This window comes from Amycolatopsis deserti (assembly GCF_014653945.1).
In the GTDB taxonomy this organism is placed as follows: Bacteria; Actinomycetota; Actinomycetes; order Mycobacteriales; family Pseudonocardiaceae; genus Amycolatopsis_E; species Amycolatopsis_E deserti.
The window spans coordinates 25,802-45,939 of the sequence record NZ_BNAU01000003.1; the positions used below are offsets into that span (position 1 = coordinate 25,802).

At 73.7% G+C, this 20,138-nt stretch carries 16 protein-coding genes; 4 read left to right on the plus strand and 12 right to left on the minus strand.

Going from position 1 to position 20,138, the window contains the following annotated elements:
• The first annotated feature begins 91 nt into the window (after positions 1-91).
• On the plus strand, positions 92-1,267 hold the full coding sequence (locus IE290_RS14890) for an MFS transporter (RefSeq protein ID WP_191245211.1): 1,176 nt from the start codon (positions 92-94) through the stop codon (positions 1,265-1,267).
• Position 1,268: 1 nt separating this feature from the next.
• Here IE290_RS14890 and IE290_RS14895 read toward each other — a convergent pair whose 3' ends face one another.
• Together IE290_RS14895 and IE290_RS14900 are read right to left on the minus strand one after the other, a co-directional pair.
• Positions 1,269-1,565: a DUF3017 domain-containing protein gene (locus tag IE290_RS14895; protein ID WP_191245212.1), complete on the minus strand. Its 297-nt coding sequence runs from the start codon at positions 1,563-1,565 to the stop codon at positions 1,269-1,271.
• Positions 1,546-2,412, minus strand: coding sequence for a bifunctional methylenetetrahydrofolate dehydrogenase/methenyltetrahydrofolate cyclohydrolase (locus IE290_RS14900; RefSeq protein ID WP_191245213.1), 867 nt, complete (start codon positions 2,410-2,412; stop codon positions 1,546-1,548). Before IE290_RS14900 ends, IE290_RS14895 begins: the two co-directional genes overlap by 20 nt.
• A gap of 162 nt (positions 2,413-2,574) precedes the next feature.
• On the opposite strand from IE290_RS14900, the gene IE290_RS37855 reads away from it, so the two are divergent.
• Positions 2,575-6,591 (plus strand): glycohydrolase toxin TNT-related protein, encoded by a 4,017-nt coding sequence (locus IE290_RS37855; RefSeq protein WP_229874507.1) that lies wholly within the window; start codon positions 2,575-2,577, stop codon positions 6,589-6,591.
• Positions 6,592-6,636: 45 nt separating this feature from the next.
• Here the strand turns inward: IE290_RS37855 and IE290_RS14915 are convergent, their stop codons facing one another.
• Positions 6,637-7,221, minus strand: a complete 585-nt coding sequence (locus IE290_RS14915; protein ID WP_191245214.1) for a pentapeptide repeat-containing protein — start codon at positions 7,219-7,221, stop codon at positions 6,637-6,639.
• A 12-nt stretch (positions 7,222-7,233) separates the two neighbouring features.
• Complete coding sequence (locus IE290_RS14920) at positions 7,234-7,680, minus strand: cupin domain-containing protein (RefSeq protein ID WP_191245215.1); 447 nt, start codon at positions 7,678-7,680, stop codon at positions 7,234-7,236.
• 70 nt (positions 7,681-7,750) lie between these two features.
• Here IE290_RS14920 and IE290_RS14925 point away from each other — a divergent pair, with 70 nt between their 5' ends.
• Positions 7,751-8,575, plus strand: coding sequence for a LysR family transcriptional regulator (locus IE290_RS14925; protein WP_229874508.1), 825 nt, complete (start codon positions 7,751-7,753; stop codon positions 8,573-8,575).
• Here IE290_RS14925 and IE290_RS14930 read toward each other — a convergent pair.
• From IE290_RS14930 to imuA', 5 genes are all read right to left on the minus strand, one after another.
• On the minus strand, positions 8,559-9,026 hold the full coding sequence (locus tag IE290_RS14930) for an NUDIX hydrolase (protein ID WP_191245216.1): 468 nt from the start codon (positions 9,024-9,026) through the stop codon (positions 8,559-8,561). The genes IE290_RS14925 and IE290_RS14930 overlap by 17 nt on opposite strands.
• A complete protein-coding gene (locus IE290_RS14935) occupies positions 9,023-12,340 on the minus strand; it encodes an error-prone DNA polymerase (protein WP_191245217.1) in 3,318 nt (1,105 codons plus the stop codon). Before IE290_RS14935 ends, IE290_RS14930 begins: the two co-directional genes overlap by 4 nt.
• A gap of 5 nt (positions 12,341-12,345) precedes the next feature.
• On the minus strand, positions 12,346-12,477 hold the full coding sequence (locus tag IE290_RS38230) for a hypothetical protein (protein ID WP_020420077.1): 132 nt from the start codon (positions 12,475-12,477) through the stop codon (positions 12,346-12,348).
• A complete protein-coding gene (locus IE290_RS14940) occupies positions 12,477-14,039 on the minus strand; it encodes a DNA polymerase Y family protein (RefSeq protein ID WP_191245741.1) in 1,563 nt (520 codons plus the stop codon). Before IE290_RS14940 ends, IE290_RS38230 begins: the two co-directional genes overlap by 1 nt.
• 247 nt (positions 14,040-14,286) lie before the next feature.
• Positions 14,287-14,967 (minus strand): DnaE2-dependent mutagenesis accessory factor ImuA', encoded by a 681-nt coding sequence (imuA', locus tag IE290_RS14945; RefSeq protein ID WP_191245218.1) that lies wholly within the window; start codon positions 14,965-14,967, stop codon positions 14,287-14,289.
• Between the two features lie 168 nt (positions 14,968-15,135).
• On the opposite strand from imuA', the gene IE290_RS14950 reads away from it, so the two are divergent.
• The gene (locus tag IE290_RS14950; RefSeq protein WP_191245219.1) at positions 15,136-15,966 is read left to right on the plus strand and encodes a PhzF family phenazine biosynthesis protein; all 831 of its coding nucleotides are present in this window, start codon (positions 15,136-15,138) and stop codon (positions 15,964-15,966) included.
• Between the two features lies 1 nt (position 15,967).
• On the opposite strand, the gene purH is transcribed toward IE290_RS14950, so the two are convergent.
• The 3 genes from purH to IE290_RS14965 all read right to left on the minus strand — a co-directional run bounded on the left by purH (position 15,968) and on the right by IE290_RS14965 (position 19,608).
• Entirely contained in the window at positions 15,968-17,527 is a 1,560-nt protein-coding gene (purH, locus tag IE290_RS14955) for a bifunctional phosphoribosylaminoimidazolecarboxamide formyltransferase/IMP cyclohydrolase (RefSeq protein ID WP_191245220.1), read from the minus strand.
• The gene (gene purN, locus IE290_RS14960) at positions 17,524-18,141 is read right to left on the minus strand and encodes a phosphoribosylglycinamide formyltransferase (RefSeq protein ID WP_191245742.1); all 618 of its coding nucleotides are present in this window, start codon (positions 18,139-18,141) and stop codon (positions 17,524-17,526) included. The genes purH and purN overlap by 4 nt, the downstream gene beginning before the upstream one ends.
• Positions 18,142-18,246: 105 nt before the next feature.
• On the minus strand, positions 18,247-19,608 hold the full coding sequence (locus IE290_RS14965) for a cell division protein PerM (protein ID WP_229874509.1): 1,362 nt from the start codon (positions 19,606-19,608) through the stop codon (positions 18,247-18,249).
• Between the last annotated feature and the right edge of the window lie 530 nt (positions 19,609-20,138).

Below are 20,138 nucleotides of genomic sequence, written 5' to 3' on the forward strand. Positions count from 1 at the left end.
CGGACAGCTCGTGCCGCCATGGACGGCGATGGGCTGTCCTTATTCATGCCCCTCGACTGTATCGATGCAGACGTCTCTCGAAAGGAGAACCGTGCCCATCGCGCTGCTCGCGCTCGCCGTCGGTGCCTTCGGTATCGGCACCACGGAATTCGTCATGATGGGTGTCCTTCCGCAGACGGCCGCGACGTTCGGGGTCGACATCCCGACCGCCGGCCACCTCATCTCCGCCTACGCGCTCGGCGTGGTCGTCGGGGCGCCGCTGCTGACCGCGGTCGCCGTCCGGCTGCCGCGCAAAACGATGCTGCTGGCGATGATGGCGCTGTTCACGGCGGGCAACCTGCTGTTCGCCGTCGCGCCGAACCAGGAGTTCGGCGTGGTCTTCCGGTTCCTCGCCGGACTGCCGCACGGCGCGTTCTTCGGCGCCGGCGCGGTCGTCGCGTCGAGCCTCGTCAAACCCGGCGACCGCGCGAAGGCCGTGTCGCTGATGTTCCTCGGCCTGACCCTGGCCAACGTCGTGGGCGTGCCGCTGGGCACGCTGCTCGGCCAGCAGGTGGGCTGGCGCGCCACGTTCGCCGTGGTCGCGGTGATCGGCCTGGTCGCCGTCCTGGCGATCGCGAAGCTGGTGCCGCACCAGGGCCGCCCCGAGTCGCCGTCACTGCGCGGTGAGCTGGGCGCCTTCCGCCGACCGCAGGTGTGGCTGGCCCTGGCGATCGTGACCTTCGGGCTGGGCGGCGTGTTCGCCTGCCTGTCCTACGTGACGCCGATGATGACCGACGTCGCCGGCTACGACCCGCAGGCCGTGACCCTGCTGCTCGCGCTGGCCGGTGTCGGGATGACGATCGGCAACCTGCTCGGCGGGCGGCTGGCCGACAAGGCGCTGATGCCGAGCCTGTACGTGGCACTACTCGCGCTGGCCGCGGTGCTCGCGATCTTCACGGTCACCGCGCACAACAAGGTCGGCGCCGCGATCACGATCTTCCTGGTCGGCATCGCCGGGTTCATGATCGGCCCGATGATGCAGACCCGCGTCATGGTCAAGGCCGGCGGCGCGCCGTCGATGGTGTCGGCCGCGGTGCAGTCGGCGTTCAACGTCGCCAACTCGATCGGCGCCTACCTGGGCGGCCTGGTGATCGCCGGCGGGCTCGGCCTGGTCTCGCCGAACTGGGTCGGCGCGGGGCTGGCCATCGTCGGCCTGACGATCGCCGTGGTGTCCGGTTCGCTGGACCGCCGTGAAGCGGCGCGGACCCCGGCGATGGCCGAGGCCTGACTCAGGTGCCGAACGGCCCGTCGGTGATCGTGAAGGCCAGGAAGAGGATGAGGACGCCGAGCCCGGCGTAGCTGAGGACGTCCACCGGGCGGCCGCGGATGGCCAGCAGGCCGGCCCGCACGCCCGGCAGGACGGCCCGCAGGATCGCCGCCACGAGCAGGGCGCCGCCGATGATCGCGGCGCCCTGCCGCCAGTGGTACTGCCAGATCCGCACGCCGGCGACTGCCACCAGCAGCATCACCAGTGCGAACGGGAGCTGTTCGAAGACGGCCGCGCGGTTACGACGTGGCGAGTGCACGCTCGGCCGCCTCGACGACGTTGGTGACCAGCATCGCCCGGGTCATCGGGCCGACCCCGCCGGGGTTCGGCGACAGCCACCCGGCGACCTCGGCGACCGCCGGGTCGACGTCACCGGCGAGCTCGCCGTCGACGTGCGAGACGCCCACGTCGAGCACCGCCGCACCCGGCTTGACCATGTCCGGCTTGATCAGGTGCGGCACGCCGGCCGCGGCGATCACAATGTCCGCACGCCTGACCTCGGCCGCCAGGTCGCGGGTGCCGGTGTGGCACAGCGTCACGGTGGCGTTCTCGCTGCGGCGGGTCAGCAGCAGGCCCATCGTGCGGCCCACGGTGACCCCGCGGCCGACGACGGTGACGTTCGCGCCGGCGATGGGCACGTCGTGGCGCTTGAGCAGTTCGAGGATCCCGTACGGGGTGCAGGGAAGCGGGCCGGCCTCGTTGAGCACCAAGCGGCCGAGGCTGACCGGGGCCAGGCCGTCGGCGTCCTTCTCCGGCGCGATGCGCTCCAGGACGCGGCCCGCGTCGAGGTGCTTGGGCAGCGGGAGCTGGACGATGTAGCCGTGGCAGGCCGGGTCGGCGTTGAGCTCGTCGATGACGGCCTCGAGCTTGTCCTGGCTGATGTCGCCGGGCAGGTCGCGGCGGATCGAGTTGACCCCGATCTTCGCGCTGTCCGCGTGCTTCATGCGGACGTAGGAGTGGGAGCCGGGGTCGTCGCCGACCAGGACGGTTCCCAGCCCGGGCGTCACGCCGCGCTCGGCCAGGGCGGCCACCCGCGGCTTGAGCTCTTCGAAGATGGCGTTCTTGGTCGCTTTGCCGTCGAGAACCGTCGCAGTCACGGCTCCCATTCTGGCAAAGGAATGACCTCGGCCTCACGCGAGGACGGCGGAGGACACTATGGGTAGTTCCACTGAAACGCTTAGTACCTCGATAGATGTATCTGCACTGGTCATTGCCCCTATTGGTGCGGGTGGTGTGCAATCGGATCAGTGACCAGTCAAAATGGCCTGGTGGCGCAACCGACGACCCAGCTGAACGCGACCGAGCAGGACACCCTGGTCAAGCAGATCGGACTGGCCCTGCTCCGGGCCGCTCCGCGGGACTGGCGGCGGGTGACCGCGACCTACCGGGCGGTCGGCCGCTACCACGAGCTGTCCGGTGAGGTCCTGCTCGAGGACGGGTCGGCCCAGGAGTGGATGGCCACCCACGACATCGCCACGCTGTTCGGCCGGTTGCGGGCCGGGATGTACCGCGAGGGTCGCGGCACCTGGTTCAACGCGCGCTACCAGCTCGACCACCCATCGAGCTACAACCTGGAGTACGACCGCGACGAGCCGCGGTGGGATCTGATGCCCCCGCCGCAGGCGTACGCCGACGAGTTGAGGATGTTCCCGCGCTCCGAGGACAACGTCCCGGAGTGGCTGATGCGCCGCATGGCGGGTCTCGCGCCCGAGCAGCCCGGCCCGCGCTTCCGGATCGCCCGGATCTTCGACGGCCACGAGCCCAGCGGCCGCCCGGTGCTCAACCGGCCGGAGCTGGACGCCGACGAGCAGCAGCGGGTGCTCGAGTACCTGAACAACGCGCCGGTCGTGCGCGCCGAACGCGGGTTCGACCTGGACCGGCTGGCGCAGCAGCCCGCGGCGACCGTGCCGGTGGCCTTCCACACCGACGGGGTGTGGATCTGGCCGGCGGCGGTCAACTACTACCTGCAGGAGTACGGCGTCGCGCCGGAGGCGGAGCTGGTCGCGCACATCGCCAGCAACGGCCACACGCTGCCCGAGGTGCCGGAGCAGACGGTGCAGGCCGCAGGCGCGTACCTGAGCCGGGGGCCCGCGCAGCCGGCGCGCCGGGTGCCGGAGCAGGCGGCGGCACCCGCCGAGCCTGCGGCGGACGCGGCCGGGGCCGGGGAGGTGGAGCAGCCGACGACGCTGACGCCGGTGATCGACCCGGAGGCCGGGCCGCCGACGATGCTGGTGCAGCCGGCGGTGAAGGACGCGGAGCCGGCGTCTCCGGCGTCGGCCGGGGATGCCGGGGACGAGACCCGGACGTGGGACGCGCGGGAGGCGTTCGCCGACGAGCCGCGCGGTGGCGCGGACGGAACGTGGGAGCCGCGCGAGGGCTTGGCCGAGCACGGCTTTACCGGCGAGCCGGGCGCTCTTGCCGGGCAGCCGGGAGGCTTCGCCGGGGAGCCGGGCGGCTTCGCCGGGCAGGAGCCCGGCCCCGACGCCGACGAGGCGCCGACGGAGGGCCGCGGCTGGAACGGCCGCGAGGCCTACGCCGCGCAGGAAGGCGCGGCGGGGCGGCCGGAGCGCTTCGCCGCCGAGGGCCCTGGTCAGCACGGCTACGGCCAGGAAGGTGCAGAGTCGCGAGGCCCGGAGCGCCACGGCGCGGAGGGCGCTGGCCAGCACGGCTACCACCAGGAAGGCCCGGACGCGCGCGGCCCCGAGCGCCACGGCGCCGAAGGCCCTGGCCTTCACGGCTACGGCCAGGAAGGTCGGGAGGCGCGGCGCCCGGAGCGCTTCGCCGCGGAGGGGCCCGAAGGGCGCGGCCAGGCCGGCTTCGGCGCGGAAGCGCCCGAGGGGCCCAGCCAGGTTGGCTTCGGCGCGGAAGCGCCCGAGCGGCCCGGCCAGGCCGGCTACGGTCAGGAAGGCCCGGAGCGTCTCGGCGCCGAGGGGCCCGGCCAGCACGGCTACGGTCAGGAAGGCCCGGACGCGCGGGGCCCCGAGCGCTTCGCCGCGCAGGGGCCCGATGGACGCCAGGCCGGCTTCGGCGCGGGAGCGCCCGAGGGGCCCGGCCAGGCCGGCTACGGCCAGGAAGGCCTGGACGCGCGTGGTCCGGAGCGCTTCGCCGCGCAGAGCCCCGAAGGGCGCCAGGCCGGCTTCGGCGCGGGAGCGCCTGAGGGGCCCGGCCAGGCCGGCTTCAGTCAGGAAGGCCCGGAGCGTCTCGGCGCCGAGGGACCCGGCCAGCACGGCTACGGCCAGGAAGGCCCGGACGCGCGCGGCCCCGAGCGCTTCGCCGCGCAAGGGCCCGAAGGGCGCGACCAGGCCGGCTTCGGCGCGGAAGCGCCCGAGGGGCCCGGCCAGGCCGGTTCCGGTCAAGAGGGCCCGGAGCGCTTCGCCGCCGAACGACCCGGCCAGCATGGCTACGGCCCCGAGGCGCGAGGAGCGCGCGGCTTCGGCCAGGAAGCTCCGGAAGCGCGCGGCCAGCGCGACTTCGGCGGCCGGCAAGCCCCGGAGGGGCGTGGCTTCGGCGGTCCAGAAGCGCCGGAGCAGCGCGGATTCGCCGGACCCGAGGGGCACGGCCTCGAACCAGAAGGCCCCGAGCCGCGTGGCGAGCGTGGCTACGGCACTCCAGAAACGCCGGAGCAGCGCGATTTCGCCGGGCCCGAGGGCCCGGATGGGCGAGGCCAGCGCGCCTTCGGAGCCCAGGAGGGCCTCGATGGGCCCGCCCAACGCCAGGAAGCTCCGGAGAGGCGGCGCCAACATGGTTCCGCCGCCCAGGAGGCCCCCGAGTCCAGTGGTCCGGGACGCTTCGGCCAGGAAACCCCCGAGGCACGCGGCCAGCACGGCTTGACCGCCCCGGACAGCCCCGAGCCACGGGGCCCAGAGCGCTTCAGCCAAGAACCGTCGGAGGGGCGCGGCCAGCACTCCGCCGCGCAGGAGGGGCTTGCCGGGGAGGCGACTGTCGCTGGGTTCGACCCCCGCGCTCCGGAGCGCTTCGCGCCGGAAGGTCGTGGCGCGGCCGGCCACGCGGTGGATGCCCGCCAGGAAGGCTTCGCCCCGGAGGAAGGCCGCGGTAAGCGTCCGTTCGCCGGTTCGGAAGGCCCCGAAGGCCGGGAGCCGCACGGCTTCGCGGGTCCGGAAGGCCCGGGCCAGCCGGGGTTCAGCCCGGAAGGCCCGGACCAGCGCGGCGCCGGCCCGGGAAGCCCCGGCCACCGTGGCTTTTCCGGCCAGGAAGCCCGCGACCAGCGCGCCTTCACCAGCGAGGAAGGGCCGGAGGGCCTCGTGGGTCATGAGGCCGCTCCGGAAGCTCGGGGATTCGGGGCCGCGCCCGGTGGCGTCGAACCTCGTGGTGGCTTTGCTGCGCAGGGTGCCCCCGCGCAGGGGCCGCGCAGGGGCCGCCCCGCGCCCGACGGTCCGCCCACCATGCTGGCCCGCCCGGTGGCCCCGCCCTCCGGCGAGCCCGCCCTGGACAACCTGCGCGCCAAGCTCTCCGACCTCGGCGTGCCGGACGCGGCGTACCGCATCGGCGAACCGGCCGAGCACGGCTGGAGCCTGGAGAAGGTCGACGACGGCTGGCGCGTCGGCTGGTACGACGACGCCCTGACGAGCCCCGCGGTCTTCGGCGACGCCGACGACGCGGCCGCGTTCATGCTCGGCAAGCTCCTGCTCAGCCCGGGCGGCCGCACCACGCCGCCGGCACGGCCGGAGATGGATGCCACCGAGGTGCCGCGCACCCCGGCCCAGGAGCCGTCCGAGCCGCAGCGGCACGACCTGCCCCAGCGGGCTCTGTCCGACCGCCTCGACGAGCCGGACCCGGCCGGCCCGCCCACGATGCTGGCGCCCCCGGTCGCGCCGCCCCCGCCCGCTCCCCCGCGACGGGAACCGCCGCCGCGACGGGTCGAACCGGCGGCGCCCGCCCCCGCGGCGGCCGCGGCCTCCGGTGGCAACCAGCAGTGGCCCATCCAGCCGCTGCCCGGTGAGCCGCCGCTGACCCTGTTCCGCGGCAAGGAGATGCGCGAACTCCCGGCCGGCAGCGAGCTGGACCGCTTCGGCGGCCCGAACGGCAACCTGACCTACGCGGCCGGGACCCCGTTCGAGGAGCGTTCCCTGGTGCCGGAGTGGGTGAACCGGCCGTACCACGTGTACCGGGTGCAGCGGCCGATCGAGGCGCTGGCCGGGGTCGCGATCCCGTGGTTCAACCAGCCCGGCGGCGGCGCGGCCTACCTGCTGCCCGCGTCGATCGAGGACCTGCTCGCCTCGGGCGACCTGATCGAGCTGGACCCGGGCGAACCGCCGATCGACTAGCCGTCCGCGCGGCGCCACTCCCCACGGCGTGGCGCCGCGCGAGCGTCAGTCGACCACCAAACCGTGCGCCGCCGCGAAGGCGATCGCCGTTTCCAGGTCCACGCGCGCCCCGCGCAGCTTCGCCCGCACCAGGCCGTTCGCGTCGAGCTTGGCGCCGCGCAGGTCGGCCCCGGTCAGGTCCGCGCCGGTCAGTCGGGCGCCGCGGAAGTCGCTGTCCCGCAGGTCGGCCTCGGCCAGGTTCGCCTCCACGAAACCGGCCTCCCGGAACCGCAACCCGGACAGCGACCGGCGCCGCAGGTTCGCCCGGCTGAAGTTCGCCAGCGAGAAATCACAGTCCCGCACGGACATCCCGCGCAACCCACCGTCCACGAAGGACGATCCGAGCAACGAGCACCCGCTCCACGAACTGTCCGCCAGCACCGTCCGGTCGAACACGCACGACCGGAACGCCGAAGCCTGGTGCCGCGACTCCCCCAGATCCGCGCCCGAGAAGTCGCACTCGTCGAAGGTGCAGCCCTGCGTGACCAGCCGGCGCAGGTCCGCGCCGCTGAAATCGCACCGGCTGAACTGCCGCTTCTCCCACGTGCTCCCCGGCAGGACGGCGTCCCGGTAGTCCTCGGCGATCTCCATCCGGCGAGCTAATCACACCCGCCACACCGGGCTGTCGACGTAGTGGTTGTCGTAGCGCTCCTGCGATTCCCGGATCTCCCGCGGGTCCGCCTCGCCGCGGTTGACCCGGTCCAGCAGCCGGTAGTAGTCGAACCGGTCCATCCCGGGCGTGAAAGTGACGAGCACGTCCGCCGCCGACCCCGGCGCGGGCGCGAAGGCGTGCGGCACGCGCGGCGGCACCGTCAGGAAGTCGCCCTCGCCGAGGGTGACCACCTCGTCGTCGAACAGCACCGTCAAGCGGCCGCTCAGCACGAAGAACACCTCGGTGGCCTTGGTGTGGAAATGCGGCGGCGCGCCGGTGGCGCCGGGCTCGAACGTCGCGCGGTTGCTGGTCAGCGTGTCCGTGTCGGTGAGCAGCGTGATGCGGCTGCCCGGGGCGTCGGCGAGGACTTCGGCTTCGGTGGCCCGGATCAGGTTCATGCCACCACTCTCGCCCTCCGGCACGCCGGGACCAACGACAAAACCGCGCCTGATCGATAACCTGGCTGTTATGGATGTGGAGCGGCGGGACATCGAGATCTTCCTCGTGCTCGCCGAGGAACTGCACTTCGGCCGCACGGCCGAGCTGCTGCACGTGTCGCAGGCGCGGGTCAGCCAGACGATCCGCACGCTGGAACGGCGCATCGGCGCGCGGCTCTTCGACCGGACGAGCCGCCGGGTCGCCCTGACCGCGATCGGGCAGCGGCTGCGGGACGACGTCGCGCCCGCCCACCGGCGGATCCAGGAGGCGTTCGCGCGCGCCCAAGCCGCCGGGCGGGAGCGGAACACCGTGCTGCGCCTGGGTTTCGCCGCTCCCGCGGTGGCCGACCTCATCTCACAACGGCTGGAAACCGTTCGCGCCCAAGGCTTTCACGTCCAGATCAAGGAAGCCGACTTCGCCGACCCCCAGCGCTGCCTGCGCGACGGCGAGGTCGACGCCCTGGTCACGCTGCTGCCGGACCCCGGGGTGGTGGTGCACACCGAGCCGCTGGTGCTGGCGGTGGCGGCGAAACACCCCTTCGCGCGGCGGAAGTCGTTGTCGCTGGAGGACCTCGCCCGGGACACCGTGCTCCGCGCGCTCTGGCCGCCGCGGCTGCCGTGGACGACGCCCGCGGGCCGCCCGATCGAACTCGGACCCGCGCCCGGGACGATCCAGGAACTGTTCCTCGCCGTCGAAGCCGGGGAGGGCATCAGCCCGCTCGCCGAGCACGCGACGCGGTACTTCGCGCGCCCGAACCTGGCGTTCGTGCCGTTCTCGGACGCGCCGCCGGTCGAGTGGAGCCTGGTGTGGCGCGAGGAAACCGCAGCGGTCCGCGCCCTCAGCGCAGCCCGGTGACCCGCCGGGCGATCTCGGCGTCCAGCAGACCCTGGTCGCGCAGCAGGGGCGTTCGAGGGTGCCACCACGCGATCGCGGAGACCTCGTCCTGCTGGGGCGCCACCGCCGGCTCGGTCGCGAAGCCCGTCCGGTAGACCGCGGCGTACTCGCGCCGCAACGGGTCGCGCAGCACGAACCTGGCCACGGCGGCGAATCGCAGGCCGCTGACCACGATGCCGGTCTCCTCGGCCAGCTCGCGGACCGCGGCCTGGTGCGACGTCTCCCCCGGCTCGATCATCCCGCCGGGCAGCTCCCACTGCCCGCGCCGCCGGTCGAAGACCAGCAGCACGCGCTCGTCCACCTCGACGACCACCAGCGCGAGCGGCATCGGCACCGCGGGATCGGTCGCGACGCCGAACCGAAGGCTGACCAGCGTGTTCCCCCGCGCGTCGGTGATCGGCAGGTCGGTCATCGGAAGTCCCGGGACTTCGACGGCACCCGCATCGACAGGTGCTGCAGCCGGTCCGCGCGCACGCTCACCACCCCGTCCGCCCGTTCGATCACCCCGCGGATCAGCATCGCCGCGCTGCCCCGCGCCACCCGGTGGTAGCGGCGCCACAACCCGGCCGAGCACACGACGTTGACCATCCCCGTCTCGTCCTCGATGTTGAGGAACGTGACCCCACCCGCGGTCGCCGGGCGCTGCCGGTGGGTCACCGCCCCTCCGATCAGTACCCGGGCGCCGTCCTCGACGTCCGCCAGTTTTCCGGCCGGCACCACGCCCAGCGCGTCCAGCCGGTCGCGGATGAACTGCGTCGGGAAGCTGTCCGGCGACAACCCGGTGGCCCACACGTCGGCGACCGCCTCGTCGATCTCGTCCATCCCGGGCAGCGTCGGCGCGTGCGCCCCGGCCAGCGTGACCGGCAGCTTCTCCGGCCGCTCCTGCGCCACCGCCCCGGCCGCCCACAACGCCCGCCGCCGGTCGCCGGCGAACCGGCCGAACGCGCCCGCGGTCGCCAGCGCCTCGATCTGCGGCGTGGTCAGCCGCACGCGTCGCGCCAGGTCGGCCATGTCGGTGAAAGCACCACCCCGCTGCCGTTCCGCGACGATCTCCTCCGCCAGCTTCTGCCCGATCATGCGCACTCCTCCCAGCCCGATCCGCACCGCCAGACCGGAACCCCCGGGCTCGAGCGTGGCGTGCGGCAGGCTCGCGTTGATGTCCGGGCCGTGCACGGTGATGCCGTGCCGCCGGGCGTCGGCGACCAACGACTGCGGCGAGTAGAACCCCATCGGCTGGGCCCGCAGCAGCGCCGCGCAGAACGCCGCCGGGTGGTAGCGCTTGAAGTACGCGCTGGCGAACACGAGGTAGGCGAAGCTCAGCGCGTGGCTCTCCGGGAACCCGAAGTTCGCGAACGCCATCAGCTTGTGGAAGATCCGCGCGATCAGCTCGTCGTCCAGACCGTTGCGCCGGGCGCCCTCGTAGAACCGTTCCCGCAGCCGTTCCATCTTGCGCGTGGACCGCTTCGACCCCATCGCGTGCCGCAGCTCGTCGGCCTCCGCGGCGGTGAAGTTCGCGACGTCCAGCGCGATCTGCATCATCTGCTCCTGGAACAGCGGCACACCGAGGGTCTTGTCCAGCGCGTTCGCCAGCAGCGGGTGGTCGTGTTCCCAGTCCTCGCGACCGGTGGCCCGCCGGATGTAGGGGTGCACCGAGCCGCCCTGGATCGGGCCCGGCCGGATCAGCGCGACCTCGATCGCCAGGTCGTAGAACGTCTTCGGCTTCAGCCGCGGCAGCGTCGCCATCTGCGCCCGGCTCTCCACCTGGAACACGCCGATCGCGTCCGCGCGCTGCAGCATCTCGTAGACCTCGGCGTCCTTGAGGTCCAGTTTGGACAGATCGATCTCGATGCCCTCGAACTCGCGCACCAGGTCCAGCATGTAGTGCAGGGCGGAGAGCATGCCCAGGCCGAGCAGGTCGAACTTGACCAGTCCCACCGAGGCGCAGTCGTCCTTCTCCCACTGCAGCACGCTGCGGTCGGCCATGCGCGCCCATTCGATCGGGCACACCTCGCTCACCGGCTGGTGGCAGATCACCATCCCGCCGGAGTGGATCCCCAGGTGCCGCGGGAAGTCCTCCAGCGCGGCGGCCACCTGCAGCACCGGCAGCGGGATGTCGTGATCGGTGTCGTCCTTGGTGTCGTGCAGCGGGCCCCAGCGGTCGATCTGCTTGCTCCACGCGTCCTGCTGGCCGGGCGAGTACCCGAAGGCCCGTGCGGCGTCGCGGATCGCGGACTTGGCGCGGTAGGTGATCACGTTCGCCACCTGCGCGGTGCGCGTGCGCCCGTACTTGCGGTAGACGTACTGGATCACCTCCTCGCGGCGGTCGGACTCGATGTCCAGGTCGATGTCCGGGTAGCCGTCCCGGTCCGGCGCGAGGAAGCGTTCGAACAACAGCTTCCACCGCACCGAGTCGACCTTGGTGATGCCCAGCGCGTAGCAGACCGCCGAGTTCGCCGCGGATCCGCGGCCCTGGCACAGGATGTTGTTGCGGCGGCAGAACTCGACGATGTCCCACACGATGAGGAAGTAGCCGGGGAAGTTCAGCTGCTCGATGATCCGCAGCTCGTGCTCGATCTGACGCAGCGCGTCCGGGTCGTCGCCGTAGCGGTGCGCGGCGCCGCGGTAGACCTCCTCACGCAGGAAGGACGCCTCGGTGTAGCCGTCGGGGACGTCGTAGGGCGGCAGCTCGGGCGCGACCAGCTTCAGGTCGAAGGCGCACTCCAGGCCGAGCAGCGCGGCCCGCTGCACCGCGCCGGGGTAGCGGGCGAACCGCTGCGCCATCTCCTCGCCGGACCGCAGGAAGGCCATGCCGGACGCGGGCAGCCAGCCGGCCATGTCGTCGAGGCCGCGGCGGGCGCGGATCGCGGCCATCGCGCCGGCCAGCCGTCCCCGGTCCGGGGTGGCGTAGTGGGCGGCGGTGGTGGCGACGGTCGGCAGGCCCTGCTCGGCGGCCAGCGCGGCGAGGACGTCGTTGTGCACCCCGTCCTCGGGGTAGCCGTGATCGGTCAGCTCGACGTACACCGACTCGAACCGGTCGCGCAGCCGCCGCAGTTCCCGCCCGGCCGCCTCCGGACCACCGCGGGCCAGTGCCCGCCGGACCGCGCCCTTGCGGCACCCGGTGAGCACCACGACCTTGCCGGCGACCTCGCTCGCGACGGCGTCCAGGTCGTACACCGGGCGGCCCTTCTCGGCCCGCTCCGCCGACGCGGCGTGGTCGTGCCCGGCGAGCTGGCCCGCGGTGATCGCCCGGCACAGGGCGGCGTACCCGTCCTGCTGCTTGGCGAGCAGGAGCAGGTGCTCGCCCTCCGGGTCGGCGACGCCGTTCTGCGGGCCGGACAGGCCGAAGCTCAGCTCGGTGCCGAACACCGTGCGCACGCCCAGGTCGCGCGCCGCGTCGGCGAACCGCACCACCCCGTACATGCCGTCGTGGTCGGTGAGCGCGATCGCGTCGAGCCCCAGCCGCGACGCCTCCTCGACCAGCTCCTCGGGGTGGCTCGCGCCGTCCAGGAAGCTGAAGTTGGAGTGGCAGTGCAGCTCGGCGTAGGGCACCCGGCGCCGCCCGCCCGCGTGGTCGTCGCCGCGTGGGGGCTCGACGGTGCTGGGCCGGACGTAGCCCTCCCGTTTCCGGCTCCACGCGGGGCTGTCCCCGCCGTCGGCCGCGGCGGGTTTGCCGGAGAGCCTGCGTTCCAGCTCCTCCCAGCTGACCGGCGGGTTGTGGAAGGCCATTTCCGCTAGTCCACGGGCCGCCGCGGGACGGGGATGGGCAGCAGCATCTGCTCGTCCTCGACCGGGTCGAGCGACTCGACCACCTTGCGCGGCAGGGCCAGCCAGTGCTGCAGATCCCGGAAGTACTCGTCGTCCATCAGTCGTACACTCCCTCCACTGTCCATCGCGGACTCGTTCCGCCCACTCTCGTCAACAGCACCGCCGTTTCCGGTTCCCCGGCCAGCACGGCCTGCACCCGGGTGCGCACCCCGTCGCCACCCGGTGTCCACCAGTGCGCGTCGACCAGCCACGGGCCGGCCCAGTCCAGGACCTCCCGCGGCGGGCCGTCGCCCACCGAAACCCGGTGCGGGGCCGCGGACAGCTCCCGGCGCCGGGTGATGTGCACCTCCGCGCCCGACGCGTCGAGGACGCGCGCGGGCAGCGGCTGCTCGTAGACCGTGGCCGGGGACGGCGCGGGCAGCCGTCCCGGCCACGGCGTGTCCGGCGGGTTCCGCGGTGTCCGCGGGTCGCCCCACGGCACCAGCCGGACGCGTTCGGCCGGCCCGCGGCCGCCGTCGAGGACCGCGGTGAAGACACTGTCCGGGCCGAGCAGGCCCTGCACCCGCACCAGCGCGCGGCCGGCCTTTTCCGCGCGCTCGTCGGCCAGGCCGTGGATGCCCTCCTGCCACAGGCCCAACTGCAGCGAGTGGCCTTCGACGGTCTCCTCGGGCGCCAGCCGCAGCCGCTCCACCCCGGCGGTGGGGCGCTCGTCCGGCGCAGCGCGCAGCCAGCCCTCGAACTGCCAGCGCACCCGGTCCGCGATGCCCTGCGGCGTCAGCGGTTCGGCGCAGCGCCACACGCGGCTCAGTTCCTCGCCGTGCTCGGTGGTGGCGTAGATGCCCAGGCGGGTGCAGGCCAGGCCGTGCCGGGCCAGACCGCCGTGGAACCGCTCGGCGAGGGTGCGTGCCATGAACGCGGCGGCGTCCACGCGGTCCAGCGGCGGGTCGAAGGCCTTGGTGACGGTGAGTTCGGGCGGCGGTTGGCGCCGGTGCGGGGGCCGTTCGTCCAGGCCGCGCGCCAGCCGGTGCGCGACCATGCCGGCGCGGCCGAACCGCGCGGCGACGTCCCGTTCGGCGAGTTCCGCGAACGCGCCGAGCGTGCGCAATCCCAGGCGGCGCAACAGGTCCACCAGTTCGGCGCGGTCGGCGTCCGGCTGGTCGAGTTCGCCGACCGGCAGGGGCGCGAGGAACCCGGCGGCTCCGTCGCGGTCGACGATGCGGGACCGGTGGGCGGCCAGTGTCGCGGCGAACAGCCCGTCCGCGATGCCGATCTGGCACTCCACCTGGTGGGAGACGTGTTCGACGAGCAGTTCCGCGAGGCGCAGCTCGCCGCCGAAGTAGCCGGATGCGCCGTCGGCGGGCACCGCGACCAGGCCGGGGCGGACCACCTCGACCCCGACGACCAGCTCCTCCACCGCGGCCGCGACGGGCTCGAAGAGGCGCGCGTCGCGGTCCTCGTCCGGGCCGAAGACCTGGAGTTCGGGACAGCGGGACTGCGCGTCCCGGCGGCGCATGCCGCGCCGGATGCCGGCGGCACGGGTGATCGCGGTGCACGCGACGACCCGGTTGGCGTGGAAGACCGCGGCGGGCAGGTGGAGGGGCGTGCCGGCGGCCAGACACGCGGCGACGGCGGGCCAGTCCGGAACCCAGAGGACCAGCATGCGCGGCGGTTTGTCTACTGTGGACATGCGCTGCTCCGCACGCGTGCTGCCGGGGGCCGCCCGGCGCACCTCCCGCGCCAGGCGCCCCCGCGGCGCACCCCGCCGGTGGCGCCGCGCCGCGCCACCGCCGTTCCCGAGCTCGCGCGCCGCGGCCCGCGCCCCGGGCCAAGTCGCTCCGCCGCGCTCCCGCAGCTCAACCCACACGCCGAGCCGAACCGCTCCGCGGCGCCCGGAGAACCGCCGTGCATCAGCTCACCTCCCGGGCCAGTTCCAGCACCGGCTCGGGTGCTGCTGCCGGGGCCCCCGCAGACCCCGGCAGCAGCAGATCCGCCCGCCGGGGCCGCGTCGCCGCGCCCCGGCCGGCACCCTGGACACGGACCCGCCGCTCACGCAGGTACCCGTGCCCGCCTTCGAGGCCGGTCCAGCGACCGGCCACGCAGTCGAGCTCCACCTCGGCGCCGGGCCACGGCCCGAGGGAGAGCAGCACGGCGCCCCGATGCCGTGCCCGCGCCGAAAGGCGCCGTGCCTCGTGCGGCGCCGCGCCCCGAGCGGCGACCGCCACCACGTCCATCCCGTCCAGCAGCGCACCGGCGACCGCGGCGAACTCGGCCCCGGGCCGCGGCACCAGCGCGAGCCGGCTCACCTCGACCCCGAGTTCCGCGGCGGCCACCAGACCGAGGTCCGGCATCCCCACCGCCGCGGCCCACGATCCGGTCGCCGTCGCCTCGGCCAGCAGCGCGAGGAGCAACGACACCGATCCGCGCACCGCGATCGTGCTCCCCCGCCGCAGACCCGCCGACGGCAGCAGGCGCCGCAACTCCGGCCGCACCGGCAGCACGCGCCCGGTCAGCTGGGCGTGCTCCGCCTCGGCGGCCACCCCGCTGGCCGTGCTCACCCCGGGCAGAGCTGCCAGTGCCGCGACCGACATGCCACCTCCCCACGACGCGCCTGCGAGACCCTGCTGACGTCACCGTGGGGAAGCCGGCGACTGTTCGAACTCCTGTTCGACTCGCCTAGTGTGCCTCGAACACCTGTGCGATGTCAAGACGATGGCGCCGGAGCCTCATCAGACCTCGCGGCGCGGCAGAATCGACCCATGACCGAGGTTCTCCGATACACCGCGTTCAGCAGCGACCGCGCCGGCGGCAACCCCGCCGGCGTCGTCCTGGACGCCACTGGGCTCGCCGACCCCGACATGCAGAAGATCGCCGCGGAGGTCGGCTACTCCGAGACCGCCTTCGCCGTCCCGGACGGCCCCCGCCGCTACCGCGTGCGCTACTTCAGCCCGCTGGCCGAGGTCGCCTTCTGCGGGCACGCCACGATCGCCACCGCGGTCGCGTTCGCCGAGCGCACCGGCCCCGGCGACCTGCTCTTCGACACCCCCGCCGGCCCGATCACGCTCGGGACCACCGGCGGGGACGCGATCACCGCCGGCTTCACCAGCGTCCCCACCCGCTCCCGGCCGGCCACGGAGGACGAACTACAGCCGACCCTCGACGCGCTCGGCTGGTCCCGCGACGACCTCGACCCGGCCTGGCCGCCGCACGTCGCGTTCGCGGGCAACGACCACCTGGTGCTCGCCGCCGCCACGCGCGATCGCCTGGCCCGCCTCGACTACGACTTCGACCGCCTCGCCGGGGTCATGCGCGAGCACGGCTGGACCACCGTGCACCTGTTCTGGCCCGAGAACGAGGACACCGTGCACGCCCGCGACCCGTTCCCCGTCGGCGGCGTGGTCGAGGACCCGGCGACGGGTGCGGCGGCCGCGGCCTTCGGCGGTTACCTGAAGGCCCTCGGCAAGGTCACCGAACCCCGGCGCCTGACGATCGTGCAGGGCGAGGACATGGGGCGGCGCAGCGAGCTGCTGGTGGACGTCCGCCCGGACGACGAGCGGGTGACGATCACCGGGACCGCCACCCGCCTCTGAATCAGTGGGCGAAGTGGCGCGTGCCCGTGAGGTACAGCGTCACGCCGGCCTCCTCGGCCGCCGCGATCACCTCGGCGTCCCGCACCGAACCGCCGGGCTGGACGACCGCGCGCACACCGGCGTCGAGCAGCACCTGCAGCCCGTCCGGGAACGGGAAGAACGCGTCGGACGCCGCCACCGAGCCCTTGACCCGGTCCCCGGCGCGCTGCACGGCCAGGCGCGACGAGTCGACGCGGTTGACCTGGCCCATGCCGACGCCGACCGTCGCGCCACCGCTGGCCAGCAGGATCGCGTTCGACTTGACCGCGCGGATCGCCCGCCACGCGAACTCCAGGTCCGCGAGCGTGTCGGCGTCGGCGGCCTCGCCGGTGGCCAGGGTCCAGTTCGCCGGCGAGTCGCCGGGCGCGTCGATCTTGTCGACGGTCTGCACGAGCATGCCGCCGGAGATCGGGCGGAACTCGATCGGGTCCGCGTCGGCGAGCGCGGGCAGCTTCAGCAGGCGCACGTTCTTCTTGCGCTTGAGCACGTCCAGCGCCTCGTCCTCGAAGTCCGGCGCGAGCACGACCTCGGTGAACACCTCGGCGATCTGCTCGGCGGCCTCGCGGGTGATCGGCCGGTTCGCCGCGATCACCCCGCCGTAGGCCGACACCGGGTCGCACGCGTGCGCCTTGCGGTGCGCCTCGGCGATGTCCACGCCGATCGCGATGCCGCACGGGTTGGCGTGCTTGATGATCGCGACCGCGGGGGCCTCGAAGTCGTAGGCGGCCCGGCGGGCGGCGTCGGTGTCGACGTAGTTGTTGTACGACATGGCCTTGCCGTGCAGCTGTTCGGCGTGGGCCAGGCCGGAGCGCCAGTGCCGGTACACCGCGGCGCGCTGGTGCGGGTTCTCGCCGTAGCGCAGCACCTCGCCGCGCTCCCAGGTGCCGCCGGTGAAGTCGGGGAAGCGGGAGTCGTCCGCCGGGGCGTAGACGTTGGCGAACCACGCCGCGACCGCCATGTCGTAGCTCGCGGTGTGGGCGTAGGCCTGGGCCGCGAGGCGCTTGCGGTCGGCCAGCTCGAACCCGCCGGCGCGGACCTGCTCCAGCACCCACTCGTAGCGGGCCGGGTCGACCACGACGGCCACGTTGTTGTGGTTCTTCGCGGCGGCGCGGACCATCGCCGGGCCGCCGATGTCGATGTTCTCCACGCAGTCCTCGGGGCTCGCGCCCGAGGCGACGGTCTCGCGGAACGGGTACAGGTTGACCACCAGCAGGTCGAACGGCGCGATGTCCAGCTCGCGCAGCTGCTCGACGTGCTCCGGGCGGTCGCGGTCGGCCAGCAGGCCGGCGTGCACCCGCGGGTGCAGCGTCTTGACCCGGCCGTCGAAGGACTCCGGGAAACCGGTGACCTGCTCGACCGGCGTGACCGGCACCCCGGCGTCGGCGAGCGCCTTGGCCGTGCCGCCGGTGGAGACGATCTCCACACCGGCCGCGTGCAGCGCGGTGCCCAGCTCCAGCAGGCCCGTCTTGTCCGAAACGCCGATCAGGGCGCGCTTGACCGGACGCCGACCTTCCACCGTCACCGCAACCTCACCTTCCGTCCCTCGACCGTGGCACCGGCCCGGCCGAGTCGTTCCACCACGTCCACGAGCAGCCGTCGTTCCACGACCTTGATGCGCTCGTGCAGCCTGTCCTCGTCGTCGTCCGGCTCCACGGTCACCGCCTCCTGCGCGATGATCGGGCCGGTGTCGACCCCGGCGTCCACGAAGTGCACCGTGCAGCCGGTCAGCTTGACCCCCAGCTCCAGCGCGTCGGCCACCGAGTGCATCCCCGGGAACGACGGCAGCAGGGCCGGGTGGGTGTTGATCACGCGGTTCGGGAACCGCGTGAGGAAGTTCGTGCCCAGGATCTTCAGGAAGCCCGCCGACACCACCAGGTCGGGCTCGTAGGCGGCGACCGCCTCGGTGAGGGCCTTGTCCCAGGCGTTGCGGTCCGGGTGGTCGCTCAGGCGGACCGTGAAGTGCGGCACGCCGGCGCGCTCGGCGCGGGCCAGTGCCTCGACACCCGGCCGGTCCGTGCCGACGGCGACGATCTTCGCCGGGAAGTCGATGCGCTGGGTCGCGTCCAGGAGCGACTGCAGCAGCGTGCCCGATCCGGAGGCGAGCACCACCAGCTTGACCGGGACGGGCAGTTCCAACCGGCTGGAGTTCAACGCCTCTCCTTCGCCCGTGCCAACGTCGGACTGAGTCTAAGCTGCGCCGCTGAGCGGCTCCGTTGAGGGCGGTGGTGGGAGACGGGCGGGCTAGCTGGGCTGTTCCGGCTTCTCGTCGGTGGGCGGGGGCTCCTCGTCGTCGTCCGGCTCGTCCTCGGACTCCTCTTCCGGCTCCTCCTCGGACGGCTCGTCGACCTCGGCTTCCAGCTCCTCGAGCTCGGCCTCGAGGTTCTCGATCTCGGCCTCGATTTCCGGCTCGACCTCGGGTTCTTCCGGCTCGGCCTCGGGTTCTTCCGGCTCGGCCTCGGGTTCTTCCGGCTCGGCCTCGGGTTCTTCCGGCTCCGGGCGCGCGTGCGGACCGGCGAACCAGGCCACCAGACCGCCGGGCACGGCGATCCAGCCGAACGCGGCGACCGAGACCAGTCCGACCGGGATGGTCACCGGGTCGAACGCGCCACCGCCCAGCCGGCCACCCGCGAGCGTGCCGAGCAACACACAACCGAACCCGACGAGCGCGCCCGCGATGCCGACGATCCGCAGCCGGGCGAGCGGGTTCTCGTCGGCGCGCCGCAACGTCCAGCCGAGCAGCGCGCCGACCGCGGCCGGCAACAGCATCAGGACCGGCCACCAGGGCGTCGCGTGCTCGGGAACGCCGGCGAGCACCGGCAGGCCCGGCACCGGACCGCCGGTGAAGGAGAACGTGGTGAGCGAGAACGAGCCGATCGAGAAGCCCGGTCCGGTGGCGAAGGCCAGGCCGCCGACCACCGCGTTGGGCAGGTAGCCCAGCGACAGCAGCAGCATCCCGGCGCCGCTGCCGAACCCGGGCGCGTTGGCGGCGAACAGTTCGCGGATCGTGCCGGACGCGAGGACCAGGCCGACGGTGTGGACGAGCGCCCCGACCGCGAGCAGCCCGGCCAGGCCGAGCGCGCCGGCCCGCAGACCGCGCAGGGCCAGCGGGTCCAGGTAGTCGCGGATGGCGGCCGCGACCCCGGACCGGGAGGCGGCCCCGGCCGCGGCGGCGACGCCCGCGAGGACGGCGGGCACGGCGAAGGCGGACAGCGGCTCCACGCGCACGCTCTCGTCGTTGCCGAACAGGGCGATGCCCAGCCCGGCGAGGGCGTGGGCGCTGGTGACCGCGGCGATCAGCGGGACGGTGGCGCCGGGTTCGCGGTAGCCGAGGCGCTGGGTGGCGTTGGCGGCCGACCGGGCGACGAGGGCGCCGGCGCCGATGGTCGCCAGCAGCGGCAGCACGCCCAGCGGCCGCCCGGCGATCGTGAGGGGAACCTGGTAGGCGGCGAGCCAGCCCGGCCCCGCCGCGCGCAGGACCCCGCCGACGGAGAACTCGGCGACCGACGCCATGGCCGTGACCAGCCCCAACAGCGCGGCGACGAAGACGTACCCGGTGACGATGGGACCGACCACCGCCGCGGCGAACACCCTCGCCCGGACCACCGGAGAACGCTCGCCCCGGTGTTCCGGGTCAGTCACCCCTTCCCCGGACCGGCCGTACGAGGTGAGCACCTGCATGTCTGGCACCCTCGCACCAAGACTGCGCCGACCGGGTGAGCCACGCCGTTCCTCCCTCATGCGGGTTAAGCCACAAAAGGGAAATGTGGACTGAGCGCGGGCCGCGCTCGCGCCCGTCGAAGAATTGCCCCTCCTCGAACGGGAAGGGCGGCGCGGCGGGCCCGCCGAGAACAGAAAGCGCCCCTCCCCGTCGGGGGAAGGGGCGCCCTCATCAGTTCGCCGACGCTCGCTCCGCGACGCTCAGCTTCGGGGGCTGCTACCAGGCGGGATGCCGGGGGCGCCGCCTCCCGGCAAAAGATTGCGCCCCTCCCCACCGGGAAGGGGCGCCATCGCAAGTTCAGCGACGCTCGCTCCGCGACGCTCAGCTTCGGGGGCTGCCACCAGGCGGGATGCCGGGGGCGCCGCCTCCCGGCAAAAGATTGCGCCCCTCCCCACCGGGAAGGGGCGCCATCGCA